13 protein-coding genes and 1 tRNA gene are annotated in these 19289 nt (G+C 33.1%); 11 read left to right on the forward strand and 3 right to left on the reverse strand.

What is annotated here, in order from left to right; genetic code table 11:
- Positions 1 to 12: 12 nt before the first annotated feature.
- Together ACKX2A_RS07975 and ACKX2A_RS07980 are read left to right on the forward strand one after the other, a co-directional pair.
- Positions 13 to 522, forward strand: a complete 510-nt coding sequence (locus ACKX2A_RS07975; protein ID WP_415328843.1) for an RDD family protein — start codon at positions 13 to 15, stop codon at positions 520 to 522.
- A 59-nt stretch (positions 523 to 581) separates the two neighbouring features.
- Positions 582 to 652 (forward strand) — tRNA-Cys (locus ACKX2A_RS07980).
- 822 nt (positions 653 to 1474) lie between these two features.
- On the opposite strand, the gene ACKX2A_RS07985 is transcribed toward ACKX2A_RS07980, so the two are convergent.
- Together ACKX2A_RS07985 and ACKX2A_RS07990 are read right to left on the reverse strand one after the other, a co-directional pair.
- Positions 1475 to 5944: a fibronectin type III domain-containing protein gene (locus tag ACKX2A_RS07985; RefSeq protein ID WP_415328844.1), complete on the reverse strand. Its 4470-nt coding sequence runs from the start codon at positions 5942 to 5944 to the stop codon at positions 1475 to 1477.
- Positions 5945 to 6620: 676 nt separating this feature from the next.
- Complete coding sequence (locus ACKX2A_RS07990) at positions 6621 to 6755, reverse strand: hypothetical protein (protein WP_415328845.1); 135 nt, start codon at positions 6753 to 6755, stop codon at positions 6621 to 6623.
- Between the two features lie 370 nt (positions 6756 to 7125).
- On the opposite strand from ACKX2A_RS07990, the gene ACKX2A_RS07995 reads away from it, so the two are divergent.
- The 9 genes from ACKX2A_RS07995 to ACKX2A_RS08035 all read left to right on the forward strand — a co-directional run bounded on the left by ACKX2A_RS07995 (position 7126) and on the right by ACKX2A_RS08035 (position 18250).
- Complete coding sequence (locus tag ACKX2A_RS07995) at positions 7126 to 7962, forward strand: glycosyltransferase family 2 protein (protein WP_415328846.1); 837 nt, start codon at positions 7126 to 7128, stop codon at positions 7960 to 7962.
- A gap of 928 nt (positions 7963 to 8890) precedes the next feature.
- Positions 8891 to 9433: a YMGG-like glycine zipper-containing protein gene (locus ACKX2A_RS08000; protein ID WP_415328847.1), complete on the forward strand. Its 543-nt coding sequence runs from the start codon at positions 8891 to 8893 to the stop codon at positions 9431 to 9433.
- A gap of 54 nt (positions 9434 to 9487) precedes the next feature.
- Complete coding sequence (locus ACKX2A_RS08005) at positions 9488 to 11128, forward strand: LIC_10190 family membrane protein (protein WP_415328848.1); 1641 nt, start codon at positions 9488 to 9490, stop codon at positions 11126 to 11128.
- A 45-nt stretch (positions 11129 to 11173) separates the two neighbouring features.
- Positions 11174 to 12244, forward strand: coding sequence for a chorismate synthase (gene aroC / locus ACKX2A_RS08010; RefSeq protein WP_415328849.1), 1071 nt, complete (start codon positions 11174 to 11176; stop codon positions 12242 to 12244).
- Between the two features lie 15 nt (positions 12245 to 12259).
- Complete coding sequence (locus ACKX2A_RS08015; protein WP_415328850.1) at positions 12260 to 12823, forward strand: thioredoxin family protein; 564 nt, start codon at positions 12260 to 12262, stop codon at positions 12821 to 12823.
- Between the two features lie 16 nt (positions 12824 to 12839).
- Positions 12840 to 13379, forward strand: a complete 540-nt coding sequence (locus ACKX2A_RS08020; protein WP_415328851.1) for a TlpA family protein disulfide reductase — start codon at positions 12840 to 12842, stop codon at positions 13377 to 13379.
- Between the two features lie 81 nt (positions 13380 to 13460).
- Positions 13461 to 13808 (forward strand): YkvA family protein, encoded by a 348-nt coding sequence (locus tag ACKX2A_RS08025; protein WP_415328852.1) that lies wholly within the window; start codon positions 13461 to 13463, stop codon positions 13806 to 13808.
- A gap of 188 nt (positions 13809 to 13996) precedes the next feature.
- Positions 13997 to 15376 (forward strand): orotidine-5'-phosphate decarboxylase, encoded by a 1380-nt coding sequence (gene pyrF, locus ACKX2A_RS08030; protein WP_415328853.1) that lies wholly within the window; start codon positions 13997 to 13999, stop codon positions 15374 to 15376.
- Between the two features lie 54 nt (positions 15377 to 15430).
- Entirely contained in the window at positions 15431 to 18250 is a 2820-nt protein-coding gene (locus ACKX2A_RS08035; protein WP_415328854.1) for an aminopeptidase, read from the forward strand.
- A 67-nt stretch (positions 18251 to 18317) separates the two neighbouring features.
- Here the strand turns inward: ACKX2A_RS08035 and ACKX2A_RS08040 are convergent, their stop codons facing one another.
- Positions 18318 to 19184 carry a lamin tail domain-containing protein gene (locus ACKX2A_RS08040; protein ID WP_415328855.1) on the reverse strand — a complete coding sequence of 289 codons (867 nt, stop codon included), beginning with the start codon at positions 19182 to 19184 and terminating at the stop codon, positions 18318 to 18320.
- Between the last annotated feature and the right edge of the window lie 105 nt (positions 19185 to 19289).

Genomic DNA, 19289 nt, shown 5'->3' on the forward strand with positions numbered 1-19289 from the left:
ATAGACTAATACATGAGAAAAATTTTAAAGGTCGTGGAATATAACAGAGCGACCAAATGGCAAAGATTTGCCAATTATTTCATTGATAAACTTGTTATCAACATTGCATTTCTTCTATTTGGGTTTGTGGGCGTTTTTATTGATAATCTTTTGGGTACTTATCATTTTACACGATTTATTTACCGGCTTTCACAAATTGGCAGACTTGCTGATATTGTTTTAACGTCGATAATTTACTTTATTTACACCTTTTTGATGGAATACTTTACCCAAGGAAGAACAATTGGGAAATATATTACCGGAACTAAAGTTATAATGACAGACGGAGAAGCTCCTCCCTTTAATGAGCTTTTTATAAGAAACCTTTCTAGGCTTGTACCTTTTGATGGACTTTCATTTTTAGGAGAAAACGGATGGCACGACAGTTGGAGCGATACGAGGGTTGTAAACATCAAAAATTATGAAGCTGAAAGACAGGCAAAAAGCGAAATAGAGAGCCTTGGCACAAAAGAAATTGCATAAAAATTTTTGTTGAATAATTTATTTTGCTATATTTGCACACCTAAAAAATGGTAAAACACGGTGCTTTGGCCGAGCGGCTAGGCAGTGGTCTGCAACACCATCTACAGCGGTTCGAATCCGCTAGGCACCTCGAAAACCTCTAATCGATTGATTGGAGGTTTTTTTGTCTTTAAAAATTCCTATACTTAATAAAAAATCAACAAAAATCCCCAGCCAAAAGCCAGGGACTAAATGAAAAAATTATTATTTTGTGGTGTGGTTTCCTTTAAAAATATTCTCAGATTGCTCCGAGAATATTTGTAGATCTTTTGTGTTTATTTTTTAATAGTTATTCTAGATTATTCAAGTGTTATGCCACAAACAGAGGCTTTCCCGAAAAAGTGACTTTTTGTGGTATCTATTCTTTAAAACTGTATATTTTTTCTTAATATTTATAATTCTAAACAAAATATCCCCAGCCAGAGCCGAGGATCTAAAACTAATAAACTGAGGAATCCTTTTAATAAGGATATAAGCAAATATAACAGGGATCTATATAAGATTATATGATTGAAATCGTAATGGGGTGAATGTGGTATTTTTTAATATCTTATTCGAACTTATTTTACATGTATTACAGAAAATAAAAATCCCCGTATCTCTACGAGGATTAAAAACTAATAACCATGAAAACTCAAATTAAACATGAGTGACTGCAAATGTAAGAAATGTATAGCTTACACACATCTATTATCAGCATTAATTTAATCAATTAACAAATATTTATAATTCATTAAAATAGACTTTAAAAAAAACACTACTATAAAGTTCTGAAATTCTTAATTATAGAGATTATTCAGAGCTTTTTTCTATTATAAAAATTTAATAACTCTACTTTTTCATCTATTAAAAAATCACAAAAAAATAAGCTCTCATTTCTGAGAGCTTATCATATATTGGATGATAGATTATATTATTCTTTGATAAATTTCTTTTGAGCAGAAATTGTATCTCCATCCTGTATATCAATCATGTAAACTCCATTGATCAAATTGTGAACGTTGATCTTGTTGTTTAAGATAATTCCGCTTGATACCATTTGTCCTGCAGCATTGTAGATCTTATAATTAGCCTTAGCACTAATGTTTTTCACGTTCAATACTGTACTTACCGGGTTAGGGTAAATTAGGATATCATTTTGGTTAATCGCGTTTGGAACTGCAGCCTTAGTAATTCTCACCGTGTAATCTTCCACTTCACCATCAGGGAAGTTTGTACAGTTTACAGGGATCGCATCTTTAGACATTGCCACTCTCATTACTACATATTTATAGTCTGTTAAGCTGATGAATGCATCTGCAGGAACAGAGAATGTAGCGCTTACATTTTCGTCTGTACTAGGCGAAGCTACAAGAATTCTTTCATCTATATCAAAATATCCGTTTCTATTGAAGTCGATCCAAACTGCAACTCCAGCTTTAATACTTCCTGCAGGTTTTTTCTCAATAGTAATTTTGTTGTTTGATGAACCTTGTATTAGTTCAATAAATTTGTTTGTAACACTTGTATAATCTGTATAGTTTGATGCCGGAGATTGGTTTTCCATTTTAGGCTTACCGTTTGGCTCAGCAGTTACTTTAGAGATATATACTGTTGATGCTGTTGTAGAAGCCATTTGGCAATATACTACAGTTGGAGTTGTAAACAAATAAGGCTGAGTATACGTTCCTGGAGTTCCATTACATACGTTTACAACCTGCATCTCATATTGAGTTAATTCTAATAATCCTGTGATTGTATAAGTATTTGTAGAAACAGGAACATTTGTCCAGCTTGGAATACCTACCTTTCTGTATCTCAGAATATACGTCGCTCCAGGGAAAGGATCCCAAGTTACTTCTGCTGTAGTAGTAGAAATATTTGTAATGGTAAGTCCCGGAGGAGGAATCTGACATGTTCTTTCAGTTGTAAATACTTTAGGATTAGACCATGGATTTAGCGTAGTATCTGTATCACACATATTTGCAATCTGAACTTCATACGTTGTATAAACATCTAATCCCGATAACGTATATGTATTCGTTGGAGATACAGGTAATGCAATATTTGCACTCCATCCAGCGTTTCCACTTCCTACAATTCTATATCTCATGAAGTAATGAGAACTAGCTGCAAGAGGCGACCAAGTAATCAGTGCAGAAGTTGTTGTAATGTTACTTATCGTTACGTTTGGAGGTGTCGGATCACATTTTGTAGTAAATACTATCGGAGTTGCAGTACCTTCAGTAGTATTACAAATAGAAACAACCATTACCTCATATGCGGTAGCTGGATCTAATCCTGTATTTATTACATAATTGGTTGTAGGTGCAGCAATTACTGCAGATGAGTTCGTCCATGTTGTAGTTCCTTGTTTTCTCCAATATACTTTATAGTTTAAGTTATCTGGAGAAGCAGTCCAATTAACAGTTGCAGAGTTATAAGTAATTGCAGTTGTATTTACATTGGTAGGAGCTGTGGTAGAACAAGGTCTGATAATAAATGTAAAATCTACATAATTCCCATAAGGAGCCGGTCCACAAGGACTGATCGCACCACTGAAAGATGTTGCAAATCTTGCTCTATAAGAACCTGAAGGGCGACCAGCTGTATTAATGGTTGCAGTTCCATTCGTAGCATAAGTAGTTGTAGCCAGAACAGTTTCTGTTGCAGTATCAAACACCATGTTATTATTCCAGTCAATCCATAAATAGTAATAATATGAACTTGTTCCTGAATTCATACTCACATTCACCGTAGTTCCAGGCAAAGCAGAGAAACTTGTAGCAGAATTGTTTACGTATGCACTATATGTAGTAGCAGTGTAAGCTAAATTTGTAAATCCATTAGTAGTTGTAATATTCTTCAAGTAATAAGTTGTAGAAGAAGAACCACCTGTAGGAGCACAATAATTGGTGTAAACTGTGCGTGGACCAGACCAATAACTAATATCTGAACCACTACATTTTGCTCTTACCCAAATATAATATGTTGTATTTGGAGTTAATCCTGAGATTAACTGACTTGGTCCTGCTACACCTGTAAACTGAGGAGTAGTTCCTGCAGCAGGAGCAACACCTGTTGTGTTATAATAAACATCATAACCACCCGCCGGAGCCGGAGATGGTACCGTCCATTGAATAGTTGCACTTGTCGTCGTTGCATTTGAAATTACCAAACCTGTCGGAGGTAAACATGTAGGAGGAGCAATAACTGATAAAGTAAAGTCTACATAATTTCCGTAGTTAGCAGGTCCACAAGCTGTAATTGCACCACTTTCAGAAACTGCTGTACGAACTCTATAATTTCCTAATGCCTGTCCTGCAGGGATAGCAATAGTTGCTGTTGCTGTTGCTGCATAGGTAGTTGTAGCAAGGATAGTTTCACCCGGATCGTTAAAATCTAAGTCATTATTCCAGTCAACCCATACATAATAATAATATGTATTATTACCAGCAGATGCTAAGTTTGTAGTTATACTGTTTCCTGGAGAACTCAATACAACTCCCGGTGAGTTTACATACCCCTGGAATGTAGAAGCTGTATAAGCAAGGTTTGTCCAGCCTCCTGTTGTTGTAATATTATTTAAATAATAAGTTGTAGAAGACGAGCCACCTGTAGGAGCACAATAATTGGTGTAAACTGTACGTGGACCAGACCAATAACTAATATCTGAACCACTACATTTTGCTCTTACCCAAATATAATATGTTGTATTTGGAGTTAATCCTGAGATTAACTGACTTGGTCCTGCTACACCTGTAAACTGAGGAGTAGTTCCTGCAGCAGGAGCAACACCTGTTGTGTTATAATAAACATCATAACCACCCGCCGGAGCCGGAGATGGTACCGTCCATTGAATAGTTGCACTTGTCGTCGTTGCATTTGAAATTACCAAACCTGTCGGAGGTAAACATGTAGGAGGAGCAATAACTGATAAAGTAAAGTCTACATAGTTTCCGTAGTTAGCAGGTCCACAAGCTGTAATTGCACCACTTTCTGAAACTGCTGTACGAACTCTATAATTTCCTAATGCCTGTCCTGCAGGAATAGCAATAGTTGCTGTTGCTGTTGCAGTATATGTAGTTGTAGCAATAATAGTTTCACCCGGATCGTTAAAATCTAAGTCATTATTCCAGTCAACCCATACATAATAAAAATATGTATTATTACCAGCAGATGCTAAGTTTGTAGTTATACTGTTTCCTGGAGAACTCAATATAGTTCCCGGTGAGTTTACATACCCCTGGAATGTAGAAGCTGTATAAGCAAGGTTTGTCCAGCCTCCTGTTGTTGTAATATTATTTAAATAATAAGTTGTAGAAGACGAGCCACCTGTAGGAACACAGTATCCTGTATAAACAGTAATTGGTCCTATTAATGTACTCTGATCTGTTGCACTACATTTTGCCTTAATCCAAATATAATATGTTGTATTCGGAGATAATCCTGGGATTGTATAACTTGTCGCAGTACTTGCAACACCAGTAATCTGTGGAGTTGCAGGAGCAGTTGTTGTTGTACTGTAATATATCTCATATCCATTCGCAGGAGGCGTTGTAGGTGAAGTCCAGCTAACAGAAGCTGTATTTGAAGTAATTCCTGTAGCAACAAAACCACTTGGTCCAAAACAAGTTGGCGGAGTCCAAGTATAAGTAAGACCATTCGATGGCATTCCCGGAGTAGCAGCAGTTGTATTGAAGGCTTGTGAATTACCATTTGCTGTTGCTAATGCTGAACTTGTAAATAGTACCGTCGTAGCATTAGTACGGTGATTAAAGTCGGCGTTTGTAGCACCTCTCAAACCAACTTGCGCAGTACCGCTTACAGAAGTAGTACCTGCCAAGTATGAACCTGATTTATATACTACCGCAATAGTATTTGTAGTTTCTCTAAGTCTGATTTGAAAAGACATCGTATAAGCACTTGTTGCAGACGTAGCATAAGCTGGTCTGAAATCTGTCCATTGTATCACGATTTCTCTGTTTGGAGCTGTTCCAACAACACTCCAACTGATATTTCCTGTTACAGATGCAATGTTGAAAACAGTGTTAAGATCTTTTCCCCATGCAGATATTGCACCTGCATAGCCATCTGTACTGGAAATTGGGTTGTAAGTAGCGGTTCCCGGCGCAGTAGCTCCGAATGTAATAAAACCGTTGGTGGAAACATTAATAGAAGTATAAGTACTTCCGTTAAATGAAAATCCAAAAGGAAGCGTTACAGGATAAACAACATTATCCAATGAAGCTGCCCCGGTATTACCAGTCGCAGTTGCCACAACAGTTGCAGTACTCGGCAAAGGAGTGTAAGTTCCCGAAGACTGCGCAAAGCTATAAGCATTTACTTGTGCATTCACTATATATGAAAGCGCCAAGAAAAAAAATAATAGAATTTTCTTCATGTTACTAAATATTAAATCCTCTTAAAGGTTGAAAATTATACGTTTTAAGTAAAGAATTATCTTTTGAATTGGATATATACAAAAGATCGCGTGCATTGCACACGTGAAAAAGGGTAAAAGAATTCACCATAGGCTGTCGTTTAATATTAATCGTTGCAAATCTAATTCGTTTTTTAATAATATATAGTATAAATCATCAAATTTTTTACAGAATTTTTACTGAAAAACAATAGAGAATTTATTGAAACGGAACTAAATGCGCTATTTAAAACAAACGTTTAGTATTTATTTTTATTATATAATTTGAAATTTTTATAGAAAAAAATTTATTACTACCCTTAAAACCCCTATTAATTTACATAATATAGAAATTCCTCCAGTACATTTGATGTCGTTTGTACTATTATACACATAAAAAAGGCCTCTTCAAAAGAGACCTCAAAACACAAATGATGAAAAAAAAATTTTTATATCGGGAATTGATATTTAAATTATACTTGTAAAATTAAATGTTAAAATTTCAGATTTTTATGAGTTCAGTCATAATCAAAAAATTAATTTAGAAATCTGATATGGTTAAAAACAAAAATTATTTCTCATAAGAGTATGAGAAAGTCAGAAAAATGAAGCTAAATAACTATAAAAATATTTGTCGAAAGAAATAATCTACAATTCATTATCTTTTGTTCCAGCTGTTGATGAAAGCAAAACCTAAAAGTCCTACCAATACAACAGCCCCCACGATAAGGATTTGCTGCGAAAGATCAAACTCGGAGGTTTGAACATTTAAAGTTTGTACTGCTAATATCATAATATCAATTTTTGTTTCTTTAAATATAAAAAATAAAACGCATATAAATTAAATATTTGAAAAAATTAATAAGAATTTAAAGTAAATAAATTGAAAATACTTCAAAATCATTAAAAAATAATACTTTCAAATAGGATATTTTTGTACATAACCCAACATTTCAATTTTTAAATTCTATAAACATTCATCAATTTTAGTTATCATTTTTATAAGAATTCATTTAACGAAAATCAGATAAATCAATTTGTTAGATTATGTATATAATTCAATAAAATATGATTTATTATTAATATTTTTCATGACCCGAGTCATAAAATCCCCATTTATTAAAGATTATTTTTGTTTTGTTATTAAATTAAATCAAAACAAAGTGAATAAAACATCTATTTTAATTGCCAATTATAACAACGGAAAATATTTCAGAGATTGTTATGATTCTATCATTTCGCAGAGCTATGAAAATTGGGAGGCTATTATTGTAGATGACTGTTCTACTGATGACTCCGTAAATATTATAAAAGAAATCATTCAGAATGATGACCGCTTTAAACTCTATCAAAACGAAACCAATAATGGTTGCGGATATACAAAGAAAAAATGTATAGATCTCTCAACAGGAGATTTATGTGCCTTTTTAGATCCCGACGATGCTTTGCTTTACTATTCTATAGAATGTTCAATTGATGAGCTTCACAAGTATCCCAAAGCAATTGCAACATACTCGCAATTAATATTTTGCGATGAAAACCTCAACCCTAAAGAAACTTTTACTAAGATAAAGCAAATTAATAATAGTAAATATTTCTTCAATTGTCCGATACAACTTTCCGCGTTTTTTGTTTTCAGAAAGGAAGCTTACATAAAGACAGTGGGAATCGATCCATCCTTAAAAAATGCTGTAGACCAAGATCTTTACCTGAAATTGCTGGAGGTTGGCGACGCAAGATTTATTGAAGAAGTTTTATATAAGTACAGACTGCACTCAAACGGAATTTCACAGCAATCTTCCAAACTAAGCGCCAAAGAATCTTTCGCAAAAGTAATTCATAAGGCCATGAAACGAAGAAATATAACCAGAATCCAGAATAGACTTGTTCCCGAGTTTTATACACACGCTGAAGAAATTTATGAACTGCTTAGCTATCAGACCAAAATTTCTTATAGGATTATGAGCAGGATAAAATCCACGCTTTACTTAAATATTTAAACTAAAAAAAACTCCTCTTTAAAAGAGGAGTTTTTGATTCAATGATCTCGTATGTTTCCCTTATTAATGAGCCCGTGTTAAAGCTCATTACAAAAATACAGTATTATGCTATGGATAACTTATGCGTTAAATCATAATACCTCAATAAATAAAAAAGCCCCCTTTTCAGGAGGCCGTAAAAACACAAATGATGAAAAAAATCTATTCAGAGTGTTCTGAACAGAACTCGTATATGGCAAAAGCCATTATATTTTCTTTTTACAATATTTTTCCAATAAGGATGTAATTGTAATATAAAATTCTGATGATCTTCTACTTCGCTCTTTTAAAGTTGGTAGAGTCCAAAGATAACAAGCATTAATGAAATAAACAAAATAGTTAGCATTAAAATGAACAAAAAGTGAAAATTTTCCATAATACAGATATTCAATTTTTTATTGCTTAAAATTTATAATTTACTTCTTTTCAAAATGATTAAAGTTATTTACAAAACAAATCAATTTAAAAACATTATTATTAAATATTTTAAATCCATATTCTATTATTATAAATCATTTTACATTTATTAAAAGCTTACCATAAAGTTGTTTTTTTACATCTATAAAAATAATGAATGAAATTTTTTTCGTATTTCTTTCGAACAAAACTCAAATATCCATATAAAACAGAACTTTCTTCTTGATATTTTTCCCATAATTACGATTTTACATTTTAAATTTTAGTTAATTATAGCTTATTTGATTTAAAAATTTAATTATAAAAAAGTTATATTCTTAAATAAACAGGGCATTCTATCTAATTCTGAACAACCACAAATTAAATAATTTTATATTTTTAACATCCTTTAACTAAAACTTGGCTTCATAATTGAAAATAATATAAAATCGAAGTCGATATTGGCTTTGAAATCCTTATTAAAATTTGAGTTATGAAAAGTATAGTGTTAACAGGTTTATTGTCAGTATTTTTAATGACAGCCTGTAAAAAAGATGATCAGATCGCAGAAAAATCTTTGGAACAGCAAAAAGTAGAGTTTCAAATGAGACAATTGGAAATCGAAAAACAAAAATTAGCGATCGAGAAAGAGAAAATGGCTTATGAAGCTCAGAAAAAAGCAGATAGCACAGTAGAAGCTCAAAAAGCTAAAACTGCAGCTGCGACAGCAGCGGCAAATGCAAGACCACAAGTAATACGAGAAACACATACCGTATATAGAGATGCACCTCAAAGTTCAGGCAACAGTTCTGTTGCCAGCAGCGGGACTCAAACCGCAGCGAAGAAAAAAGGTATGAGTGAAGCTGCCAAAGGTACTATTATCGGTGCTGTAGGTGGTGCCGCATTAGGTGCTATTGTCAATAAGAAAAGTCCGGGGGCAGGTGCTGCAATCGGTGGTGTAATTGGTGGTGCGACAGGTTATACACTGGGTCGTTCACAAGATAGAAAAAGCGGTAGAGTACAACCACGTAATTAATTATTTTTCACGATAACAAAGAAAGATTGCTTATTTTTAGGCAATCTTTTTTTTATGATATTACTACTGATTTCAACAATTTTCATCATTCCTGCTTTAATGGGTATTGGGAAATTTGTAGAATTTTTTTCAGGAAAAGCAATTGATGGAATTTCAGGGAAAATATTATTAGGTATTTTAGGAATCAACTTAATTTGGACAGTTATTGCTTTTTTTATTCCTTTAAATATCTATGTAGAAATTACTACAATTTTGTTGGGACTGATTTATTTTTTCAAGGAAAAACTATATCAGGAGTTTTACTTGTTTTCAAAAAAAGAATTTACATCAATTTCAATTATTTCATTAACAATTTTATTATCTGGATCTTTCTATCCTTATATATTGGATCATTTCGGATATTATGTTCCAACCATAAAGTGGATCACGGAATACGGCTTGGTGAAAGGCATTTCTAATCTTGACCTCACTTTAGGACAAATGTCGATCTGGCATATTTTTCAAGCAGGATTTTCTAATTTTTCTGATCCATTTTTAAGAATCAATTCAATTTTATTAATTGTTTATACCTTATATATAATAGAAAAGAAAAGCTGGATTCAATTATGCTTTGTTCCGATTTTACTATTGTTTGCTCAATCTCCAAGTCCTGATTTACCAGTAATTGTTTTTTCATTAATTATTTTAAATGAAATTCTAAAAGAGAATAAAAACACCTCTCTCCTATTCGCTTTCTCAGTTTTTGTTTTTGCGATAAAACCAACCATGATCTGGCTTCCGATTTTAGGATTCTTCTACTCTATCTTTATTGTTAAATCGAAATTTAAAAATTTGGTTCCGGGAATTTTAATTGTTTTGCTTTTTTTCATTAAAAATATTTACACATTCGGCTATCCAATTTTTCCGGTTTCAATTTTAGATCTTGGGATAAGCTGGAAGCCTAATCCTGAAGTTTTGAAAATCTCTTCACAATACGCAATTCAGAAGACGTATGATATGCAATATTCTTACGAAGAAATTCAAAAATTTTCTACGTTTGATTATATCAAAAACTGGTTTTTCTTAAATGGAATCAAAGCCAAAATAAATCTTTTTTTTATTCTAAGTCTAATTGGATTTATCATTTTTAGCTTTATTAAAAAGAACAAAATAATCTCTTTGATTTGTTTTTCTTTAATTATTAAAAGTATTTTAGTTTTATTATTTTCGGCTCAGTACAGATTTTTCATTGATGTATTTTTTGTCATGTTTTTTATAGTTTTTATTAATTATTTTAATCAAAAAAAGTCAATTGCTGTATTTTCTGTTTTAAGTATTATTTTCATCGGATTCCTTACTTTACCGAATATTCTTCAAACCTATTTACCGAGTTTTAAATTGGGAAATTTCATGGGGAAATTTGAAGCAAAACAACTTTACAAACCTTCAACTTACGATTATAACAAATTTCAATCTTATAAAATCGGAAATTTAAAATTCAATGTCTCAACAAAATATCCTTATAATTTTGACACACAACTTCCTTCTATTTCTGAAAGTTTTATTTTCCAAGATATTGAAGCAAACATTTTTCCACAATTGATTGACGAAAAAAATATCAAAAAAGGATTTATCTGGAAAAAATTAAACCTAGAAGAGAAAAAAGAAGCCGAAAACATTATCAATTCCATCAACAATTCATATAAACAGAAGTAAATTCTTAGACATTTTTATCTGAATAAAAAGCCTTAAATTTGTGTCATGTTAAATACTCTAGGTAATCTTCTCAGTCTTACAACATTTGGGGAAAGCCACGGTCTGGCTTATGGTGGAATAATCAATAATTTTCCGGCAGGTTTATCGGTTGATTTCGAGAAAATTCAATATGAATTGGATCGTAGAAAACCTGGTCAATCTGCAATTGTTACACAAAGAAAAGAAAGTGACACTGTAAAATTTCTTTCAGGTATTTTTGAAGGAAAAACGACCGGAACTCCCATTGGTTTTATCATCGAAAACGAAAATCAGAAATCAAAAGATTATGATCATATTGCGAACTCATATCGTCCAAGTCACGCAGATTTTACATATGATCAAAAATATGGTTTGAGAGATTATCGCGGCGGAGGAAAATCTTCAGCAAGAGAAACAATGAATTGGGTTGTAGCAGGAGCTTTAGCAAAACAATTTTTGTCGAATATTGAGATCAACGCTTATGTTTCTTCAGTAGGCGATATTTTCTGTGAAAAACCTTATCAGGCTTTGGATTTTTCTAAAACCGAAAGCAATGAAGTTCGTTGTCCGGATGCAGAAACTGCAGAAAAAATGATTACGAGAATCAAAGAAATCAAGAAAGAAGGGAATACGATTGGCGGAACTATTACTTGTGTCATCAAGAATGTTCCTGTAGGAATTGGTGAACCTGTTTTCTCAAAACTTCAGGCAGAATTGGGAAAAGCAATGTTAAATATCAATGCTGCAAAAGGCTTCGAATATGGAAGCGGATTCTGCGGTGCAAAAATGACAGGAAGCGAACACAACGATCTTTTCAACGAAGATTTTACAACAAAATCTAATCTTTCAGGGGGAATTCAGGGTGGAATTTCAAATGGAATGGATATTTATTTCCGCGTTGCTTTCAAACCGATCGCAACTATTTTAAGACCTCAGGAAAGTGTTGACAAATTTGGAAATCTTGCGATTGTAGAAGGAAAAGGTCGCCACGATCCTTGCGTACTTCCAAGAGCGGTGCCTGTTGTTGAAAGCTTGGCTGCTTTTGTTTTGGCAGATTTATTTTTGATTAATAAAACAAGAAATATCAATAATTTTTAATCTAAATTTTTAGTAATGGAAAATTACTGGGAGAATGGGATTTCTTTCGAAGAATACTTGAAAATAGGAAGAGAAAGACTTGAGAATCCTGCAAATCAACAAGAAATTGATTATCAACAATATTATCAGTTGGGACTTCAAAGAATTGACAGAACCCTGAAAAAATATGTTCCGGATGAAGATCAGCTAAAAGAATTAGAATCCAAGAATTTTGATGGAAAAATTTTAATTATTTCAGAAGTTTGGTGTGGCGACGCAAGCTCGACTGTTCCTGCTTTGGTTAAGTTTTTCGAAGGTAAAAACGAAGTTAAAATTTTCCTGAGAGACAGCGATAAAAGTTTAATTAATCAATTTTTGACAAACGGAACGGAATCTATTCCGAAAGTTATTATTCTGGATAAAGATTTTAACGTAAAAAATTCTTGGGGTCCTCGTCCAAAATACGGTAAAGAATTGTTAATGAAATACAAAGCCGATCCAGAAGTTTATACAAAAGATCAGTTTTATAATGATCTTCAATTGTATTATGCAAAAAACAGAGGAAAAGATGCGGTTCAGGAAATTTTGGAATTGCTTTAATTTTTAAAAAGTAAAAATGAAAAAAAATATCATTTATCTTGTATTAATCGCCATTATCGCCGTGATAGCATTCGTTCCGGGCGTAAAAGAAAAATTACAGGATACATTTTTTCCGATTGCGACGATCGAAAATGCAGTCCATATCAGTGATGAAGATTACGATATCGATCTTAAAGGGATGAATGTTCCCGACACTAATCTTAAAGCATTTAAGGACAAAGCTGTTTTCCTGAATTTCTGGGGAACATGGTGTCCTCCATGCAGAAAAGAATGGCCTTCGATTCAGAAATTATATGATACAAGAAAAGATCATGTAAATTTTGTGTTGATTGCGATGAACGATCAGGAGGATGCAGTGAGAAAATTTTTAAAGGAAAATAATTATAATGTTCCCGTTTATATCGCCCAAAGTCCGATTTCGGAGAAAATACTTCCAAAAGTGTTTCCTACAACGTATTTATTGGATAAAGACGGCAGAATTCTGATCAAGGAAGATGCATCAAGAGACTGGAACACAGAATCTACACATCAGTTCATTGATAATATTATTAAATAATTTTTAACTAAATTTTATAATTAGTTGGTACAAAATTTGCGAAATTTGTACTGTTAAAAAATTATTTAAACTAAACACAAAATGAAGTATTCAAAATTAAATCTGGCAAAAGAAGCCATCAGCCACAAAGGTTTCGTAAGAAAGATTCCTGATATTTTCAGAATGATAAAAATGTGGAGAAAAGGATCGTATCCAACAAAATCCATCGACATTATTCTGCCATTATTGGGACTTTTATATGTCATCTCCCCGATTGACCTGTTGCCGGATTTCGCTTTACCTGTAATAGGAATTATGGATGATTTCGCAGTTTTATCCCTTACAATTCCTAAACTGATCAAGGAGGTAGACAAATTTCTCCTTTGGGAAGCTGAGCAAAAATACAATTCTGGTGTCACGAAAATCATCAACGCCGAGATAATAAAGTAATAAAAAACATCCTTTTGAGGGTGTTTTTTTGTGAATGGTCAATCGCTAATTGCTACGCAGTGAATTTTAAATTAAACTGAATATTTTTCATTTAAAAAAAATTATAATTGACTTGCAAAGCAAAATTCACAATTCACTTTTACCCTTTCATATCATTTCCTTAAATTTGCAACATCTAATAAAAAATAATGGAAAGTAAAAAAGAATTCTTTTTGGAGTGCTACAAACTGGGCATCATTAAATTCGGAAGATTTACATTAAAAAGTGGGATTGAAAGTCCGTTTTATGTAGACTTGAGACCTTTGGCTTCAGATCCAAAAATTTTGAAAAATTTGGCTAATTATTTATTGGAAATGCTTCCTCTGGATAATTTTGATCTGATCTGCGGAGTTCCGTATGCCGCACTTCCAATGGCTACGGCAATGTCTTTGGAGAGCTATATTCCATTAATTATTAAAAGAAAAGAAGCTAAAAACTACGGTACCAAAAAGCTCATCGAAGGAATTTATCAGAAAGGACAAAACTGTCTTTTGGTAGAAGACGTCATTACTTCCGGAAAATCTCTGATCGAAACGATTGCAGAAGTTGAGCAGGAAGACCTGAAAGTTGCCGATATTGTTGTTGTTTTAGACAGAGAACAAGGAGGAAAGCAGCTTCTGGAAAGCAAAGGCTTCAGAGTTCATACACTTTTCAATATTTCTGAGGTATGCGAAATTCTTCAGGAAAATGGAGAATTATCTGATGAAGAGGTGAAAAGAATTCAGGATTTTTTACAGGGAAATCACATTCAGTTTGAAGAAAAAATCAGACCTTCTTACGAACAGAAATTACATACAGCACAACATTCGGTTTCTAAAAAATTATTGGAAACAGCTTTAGCAAAACAATCCAACCTTATTGCCTCTGCAGATGTTACTACAACTCAGGAATTATTGGATTTGGCTGAAAAAGTTGGTCCGCATGTGATTGCTTTAAAAACCCATATCGATATTATTTCAGATTTCGAATACGAAAAAACAATTACTCCATTAAAAGCTTTGGCTGCGAAACATAACTTCTTATTGATGGAAGACAGAAAATTTGCAGACATCGGAAATACTCAGGAACTTCAGTTTACAAGTGGGGTTTTTAAAATTACCGATTGGGCAGATTTCGTAACTTCACAGGTTATCGGAGGTTTTGAATCTTTAGACTGCTTCAAAAATGTAGGTGTTGTTGCCATTATCGGAATGTCCTCAAAAGGAACATTAACGACAAGTGCTTACAGAGAAGAGGCTTTAAAAGTAGCTTCATCACATCCAAACGTGATCGGTGGAGTTTCTCAAAATCAACTTCCTGAAGAGATGTTGTTGTTTACTCCAGGCGTAAACTTGGCGGATTCTGGTGACGGAAAAGGACAGCAGTACAATACTCCAGAGCATGTATTCAAGACACTTCACACAGATTTTATTATCGTAGGACGAGGAATTTACAAATCTGAAAATCCTGAACAGGCAGCACAGACTTACAAAAATGAAGGTTGGAACGCTTATTTGAATTCTTTAGAAAAAAAAGCAATCCAAAATTAAAATCTTTGCCGAATTTCTACAAAATAAGTTATATTTGATACTTTATCAGGAATATTGAAAAGGATTAGTATTTGTCTTATTTTGTTTTTGGGTGTTGTAGAGGTTTCTGCGCAGAAAGACAGCATTTATATTGAAGCCAAATTGTCTTCGGATAAAAAAACGCTGAACATCAATCAGGAAATTACCTATTACAACAATTCAGAAAAAGATCTTAACACGATAAAACTTTTAAACTGGGTTTCGGCTTACAACAGACGAGGAACATCGTTGGTTTACAGAAAACTGGAAGACAGAAATACCGATCTTCATTTTGCCAAAAAAGAAGAATTGGGAAAGTTATTAAATTTGACAATAAAAGATTCTGACAACCAAGAAATTAATGTAAACGATATTTCTAACGAAAACTTTTTTCTTCCTCTGCACGAAGCGTTGAAACCCGGAGAAAAAATAAAATTACAACTGCAGTATCAGATGCAGCTTCCTGATAAAAAATTTACAGGATACGGAACGTCTGATAAAAATGTAGCTTTAAAATACTTCTTTATTGTTCCGGATCGCTTTGATCCGGACAATATTTCCCAAAGAGATTACCACGACATTGAGGAATCCGTAAGTTTCAATACTTTCTGGACGATCAATTTTGATCTTCCTGTAAATTATTTTATTGAAAGTAATTTGCAGCAGATTCAGATGAATTCTTTCAAAGGTTATCTTGATTCTGATCCTGAATTTCTTATTTCACAAAACGAATATCCGTCGATTAACATTAATACGGAAGGAATTCACACAGAGGTAAAATTCGGATATAATTTAAAACCTGAGGAAAAACAAAACCTTGAATTTTATCTTCCTTTACATTTAAAATTTATAAAAGAAAGAATCGGATCAATTCCGGACAGAATTTTTATTTCGGATAAATTCAGGGGAAAAGAAGATTTTTTTGGAAACAATGATATTACGTTCTGGAAATTCAGGTTTCAGCTATTTACGGATGCTGAAAAAGTAGATCTCGATTATTTTGGAATTATTGCTAAAAAGATTTTAGATGAAAGTATCATAACAGATAAACAAGACAACCATTGGTTTAAAAATGGTTTAAAATCTTATCTTGAAATTCAATATTTAAAGAAATTTTACGCAGATACAAAATTATTGGGAACTCTTCCTGAAACGAAAATTTTCGGTGTAAAACCTTTGAAATTATTTCATGCTTCCAAAGTAAAATTGGTTGATCGATATGGTTTGGCGTATCAATATATCATGTCTCAAAATCTGGATCAGAAAATTGATGAAAAATATACTGTTCTGAGTAATTTTAACGACATGGCAATCAGCAGCTTTGAAACAGGAACTTTGTTCAATTATTCTGCTGATAAAATGGGTTATGAGAATTTTAACAACTTAGTTCATGATTTCATTGCAAAAAATACTGATAAACAAATTGATCCGAAGGATTTTATTAAAGAATTAGCAGAAAAAGATAAAAGAACAACTTATATCGCTGATTTTTTAGAGCATAAAAACAGAGTAAATTTTAGATTAAGAAAATTCAAAAAAGAAGGAGATTCTTTAAATATTAAAATTCAGAGAAATACGTTAGCTAATATTCCAGTAAAACTTCAGACAGAATCTAAAGACGGCGATAAAAAAGAATATTGGGTAGAAACTAAAGAAGGTGAAAAGGCTACCACTTTTTCAATTCCCGCTTTAGACACCTACAAAATCACGTTGAACGACGATTATATTTTCCCTGAATCGAAGTATAGAGACAACTTTTTATATGCTAAAGGTTTCTTTTCCAACACAAAAAAAATTAAATTAAAACTAATTAAGGACATTCCGAATCCTGAATTCAACGAGATCTATGTGAGCCCGAGAGTTCGCTTTAATAATACGTATGATAAATTTTTGATTGGTTTAAATTTTAAAAATCAGTCTTTCTTTGAACAGAAATTTTTATACTCGTTCACGCCAACTTACAGTACAGGAACAGGAAAACTGACGGGTTCCGGAGCAGTTGCATACTCCTTTCTCCCTGCTGAAAGCATTATCCGAAGCTTGACTTTCGGAGTTTCTGGTTCGTATTTTCATTATGATTATGATTTGGCGTATCGTAAAGGATCGATTTATTCGAATATTAATTTCAGAAAAAATCCGAGAAGTACGGTAAGTCGTGGAATTGGAGTTTCTTACAATTATTTTGAAAGAGATTTGAGTCCGCTGATGGTTGCCAATAATGATTATTCTAAATATAATCTTTGGAGCGTTGGTTATGGATATTCCGACAATCAAAGTATTCATGAAAAAAGTTTAAGTGTAAGCACGCAGTGGATGGAAGATTTCCATAAAGTAACCGCAGAAGGCTTTTACCGATGGGAATTTGCCCCAAGACAGAAGCTGAGTGTAAGATTATTTGCAGGATATTTTGTAAAAAATGATACAAGAAATAATACTTTCAACTACGGTATTTCCAGAGTTTCCGACTACTCTTTTTCTTATAATTTATTAGGACAAAGTGCAACTGGGGGAATTCTTTCGCAGCAGTTTATTTTGGCAGATGGTGGTTTTAAATCTTTCATTCCCGGAAGTGTTAATAAATGGATCACCTCCTTAAACGTTGACACCAGCGTTTGGAAAATTTTCCATGTGTATGCTGATGCAGGAATTTATGATAACAAAAACCAGCCGACAAAATTTATCTGGGATAGTGGTGTAAAAGTGAGGGTAATTCCTGATTTTCTTGAAATTTATTTCCCGATTCAGTCTTCTTTAGGCTTTGAACCCGGGTTTAAAGACTACGGAAAGCGCATCAGGTATACCTTAATTCTGAATTTAAATACCATTATCAATGCAGCGAGAAGAGGCTGGTATTAAAAAATACAGTTGTACAAAGAATGTACAACTGCTCAAATTCAAACTTATATAAAGTTACCGACTAGTTTTAATCTTTTAAAATTTTCTGAGAAACAGGATTGTCATCGATGGTTCCTGTTACAATATAATTTCCTTTGGGTAATTCTTTTACATCAAGGTTATAGGCCGACTTTGTAGGAGATTCTTTTACAACCTGTCCAAACATGTTAAAAACTTTCACATTATTGATCTCACCTCCAAAAATAATTTCATTGTCTTTTACAAAAGAATTTTTAATAAAATTAAATTTCGAATAGTTAAAATCAACATCAGCAATAGCAAGTGTTCCGCCTGTTGAGTTGATAGGATTTGCTGCTCCAACTGTAAAATCTACTGTATTATCATTGGTATCTCCTGAAATTCTTTTAATTGCAGTTGTCGTCGTAGGAGAAGGAGCCGGTCCGGAACCTTCATACTGATTGGCTGCAGATCCGTACCCCACAAAATCCACAACATTTGAACTGGTAGGTCCGGTAACCTGGACTGCATTGTTGGCAATAACTATTTTTCCTGAAGTTACTGCAATTCCGATCCCGACGGATGGATTCGGAGACCCGTCAAAATTGATAACTGTAGTTGCGATAAAGTCCGGTGTAGGTAAATTCACTGTTCCTCCTCCTCCGGTAGCTTCCTGAATCAGGTAAGTTTGTCCGGGATTCAGAGTAATGTTAGGCAAGGTATGATACTGGGTAAAAGTAGATGCTGCAGGAGCATATTGCAAAGTAGCGCCATTAAGAGAGGCTTGAGTAGAGCCAATATTCTTAAGAATTACGTAGTCATTTTTCAGGGTAGATCCAGCATTTCCACCTCCACCATAGATCTCATTGATAACAATCTGGGCATTTGAAAATGCAATCATCGAAACGAATCCGATAAAAGTAAAAATTTTTCTCATGATAATTATTTTTGTGTGATGTGACATATGAAATGCAAAAATAGTACCACATGAGTGAATTAAATTTAACAATAACCCGGTATTATTATCTAAAATAGCATTAAC

The organism is Chryseobacterium sp. MMS23-Vi53, assembly GCF_047651245.1.
In the GTDB taxonomy this organism is placed as follows: Bacteria; Bacteroidota; Bacteroidia; order Flavobacteriales; family Weeksellaceae; genus Chryseobacterium.

Excerpts from the sequence above, each read along its gene's own strand:
- ACKX2A_RS07975 (WP_415328843.1), top strand. The coding sequence starts at position 13 with ATGAGAAAAATTTTAAAGGTCGTGGAATATAACAGAGCGACCAAATGG.
- ACKX2A_RS07985 (WP_415328844.1), bottom strand. The coding sequence starts at position 5,944 with ATGAAGAAAATTCTATTATTTTTTTTCTTGGCGCTTTCATATATAGTG.
- ACKX2A_RS07990 (WP_415328845.1), bottom strand. The coding sequence starts at position 6,755 with ATGATATTAGCAGTACAAACTTTAAATGTTCAAACCTCCGAGTTTGAT.
- ACKX2A_RS08000 (WP_415328847.1), top strand. The coding sequence starts at position 8,891 with ATGAAAAGTATAGTGTTAACAGGTTTATTGTCAGTATTTTTAATGACA.
- ACKX2A_RS08005 (WP_415328848.1), top strand. The coding sequence starts at position 9,488 with ATGATATTACTACTGATTTCAACAATTTTCATCATTCCTGCTTTAATG.
- aroC (WP_415328849.1), top strand. The coding sequence starts at position 11,174 with ATGTTAAATACTCTAGGTAATCTTCTCAGTCTTACAACATTTGGGGAA.
- ACKX2A_RS08015 (WP_415328850.1), top strand. The coding sequence starts at position 12,260 with ATGGAAAATTACTGGGAGAATGGGATTTCTTTCGAAGAATACTTGAAA.
- ACKX2A_RS08020 (WP_415328851.1), top strand. The coding sequence starts at position 12,840 with ATGAAAAAAAATATCATTTATCTTGTATTAATCGCCATTATCGCCGTG.
- ACKX2A_RS08025 (WP_415328852.1), top strand. The coding sequence starts at position 13,461 with ATGAAGTATTCAAAATTAAATCTGGCAAAAGAAGCCATCAGCCACAAA.
- pyrF (WP_415328853.1), top strand. The coding sequence starts at position 13,997 with ATGGAAAGTAAAAAAGAATTCTTTTTGGAGTGCTACAAACTGGGCATC.
- ACKX2A_RS08040 (WP_415328855.1), bottom strand. The coding sequence starts at position 19,184 with ATGAGAAAAATTTTTACTTTTATCGGATTCGTTTCGATGATTGCATTT.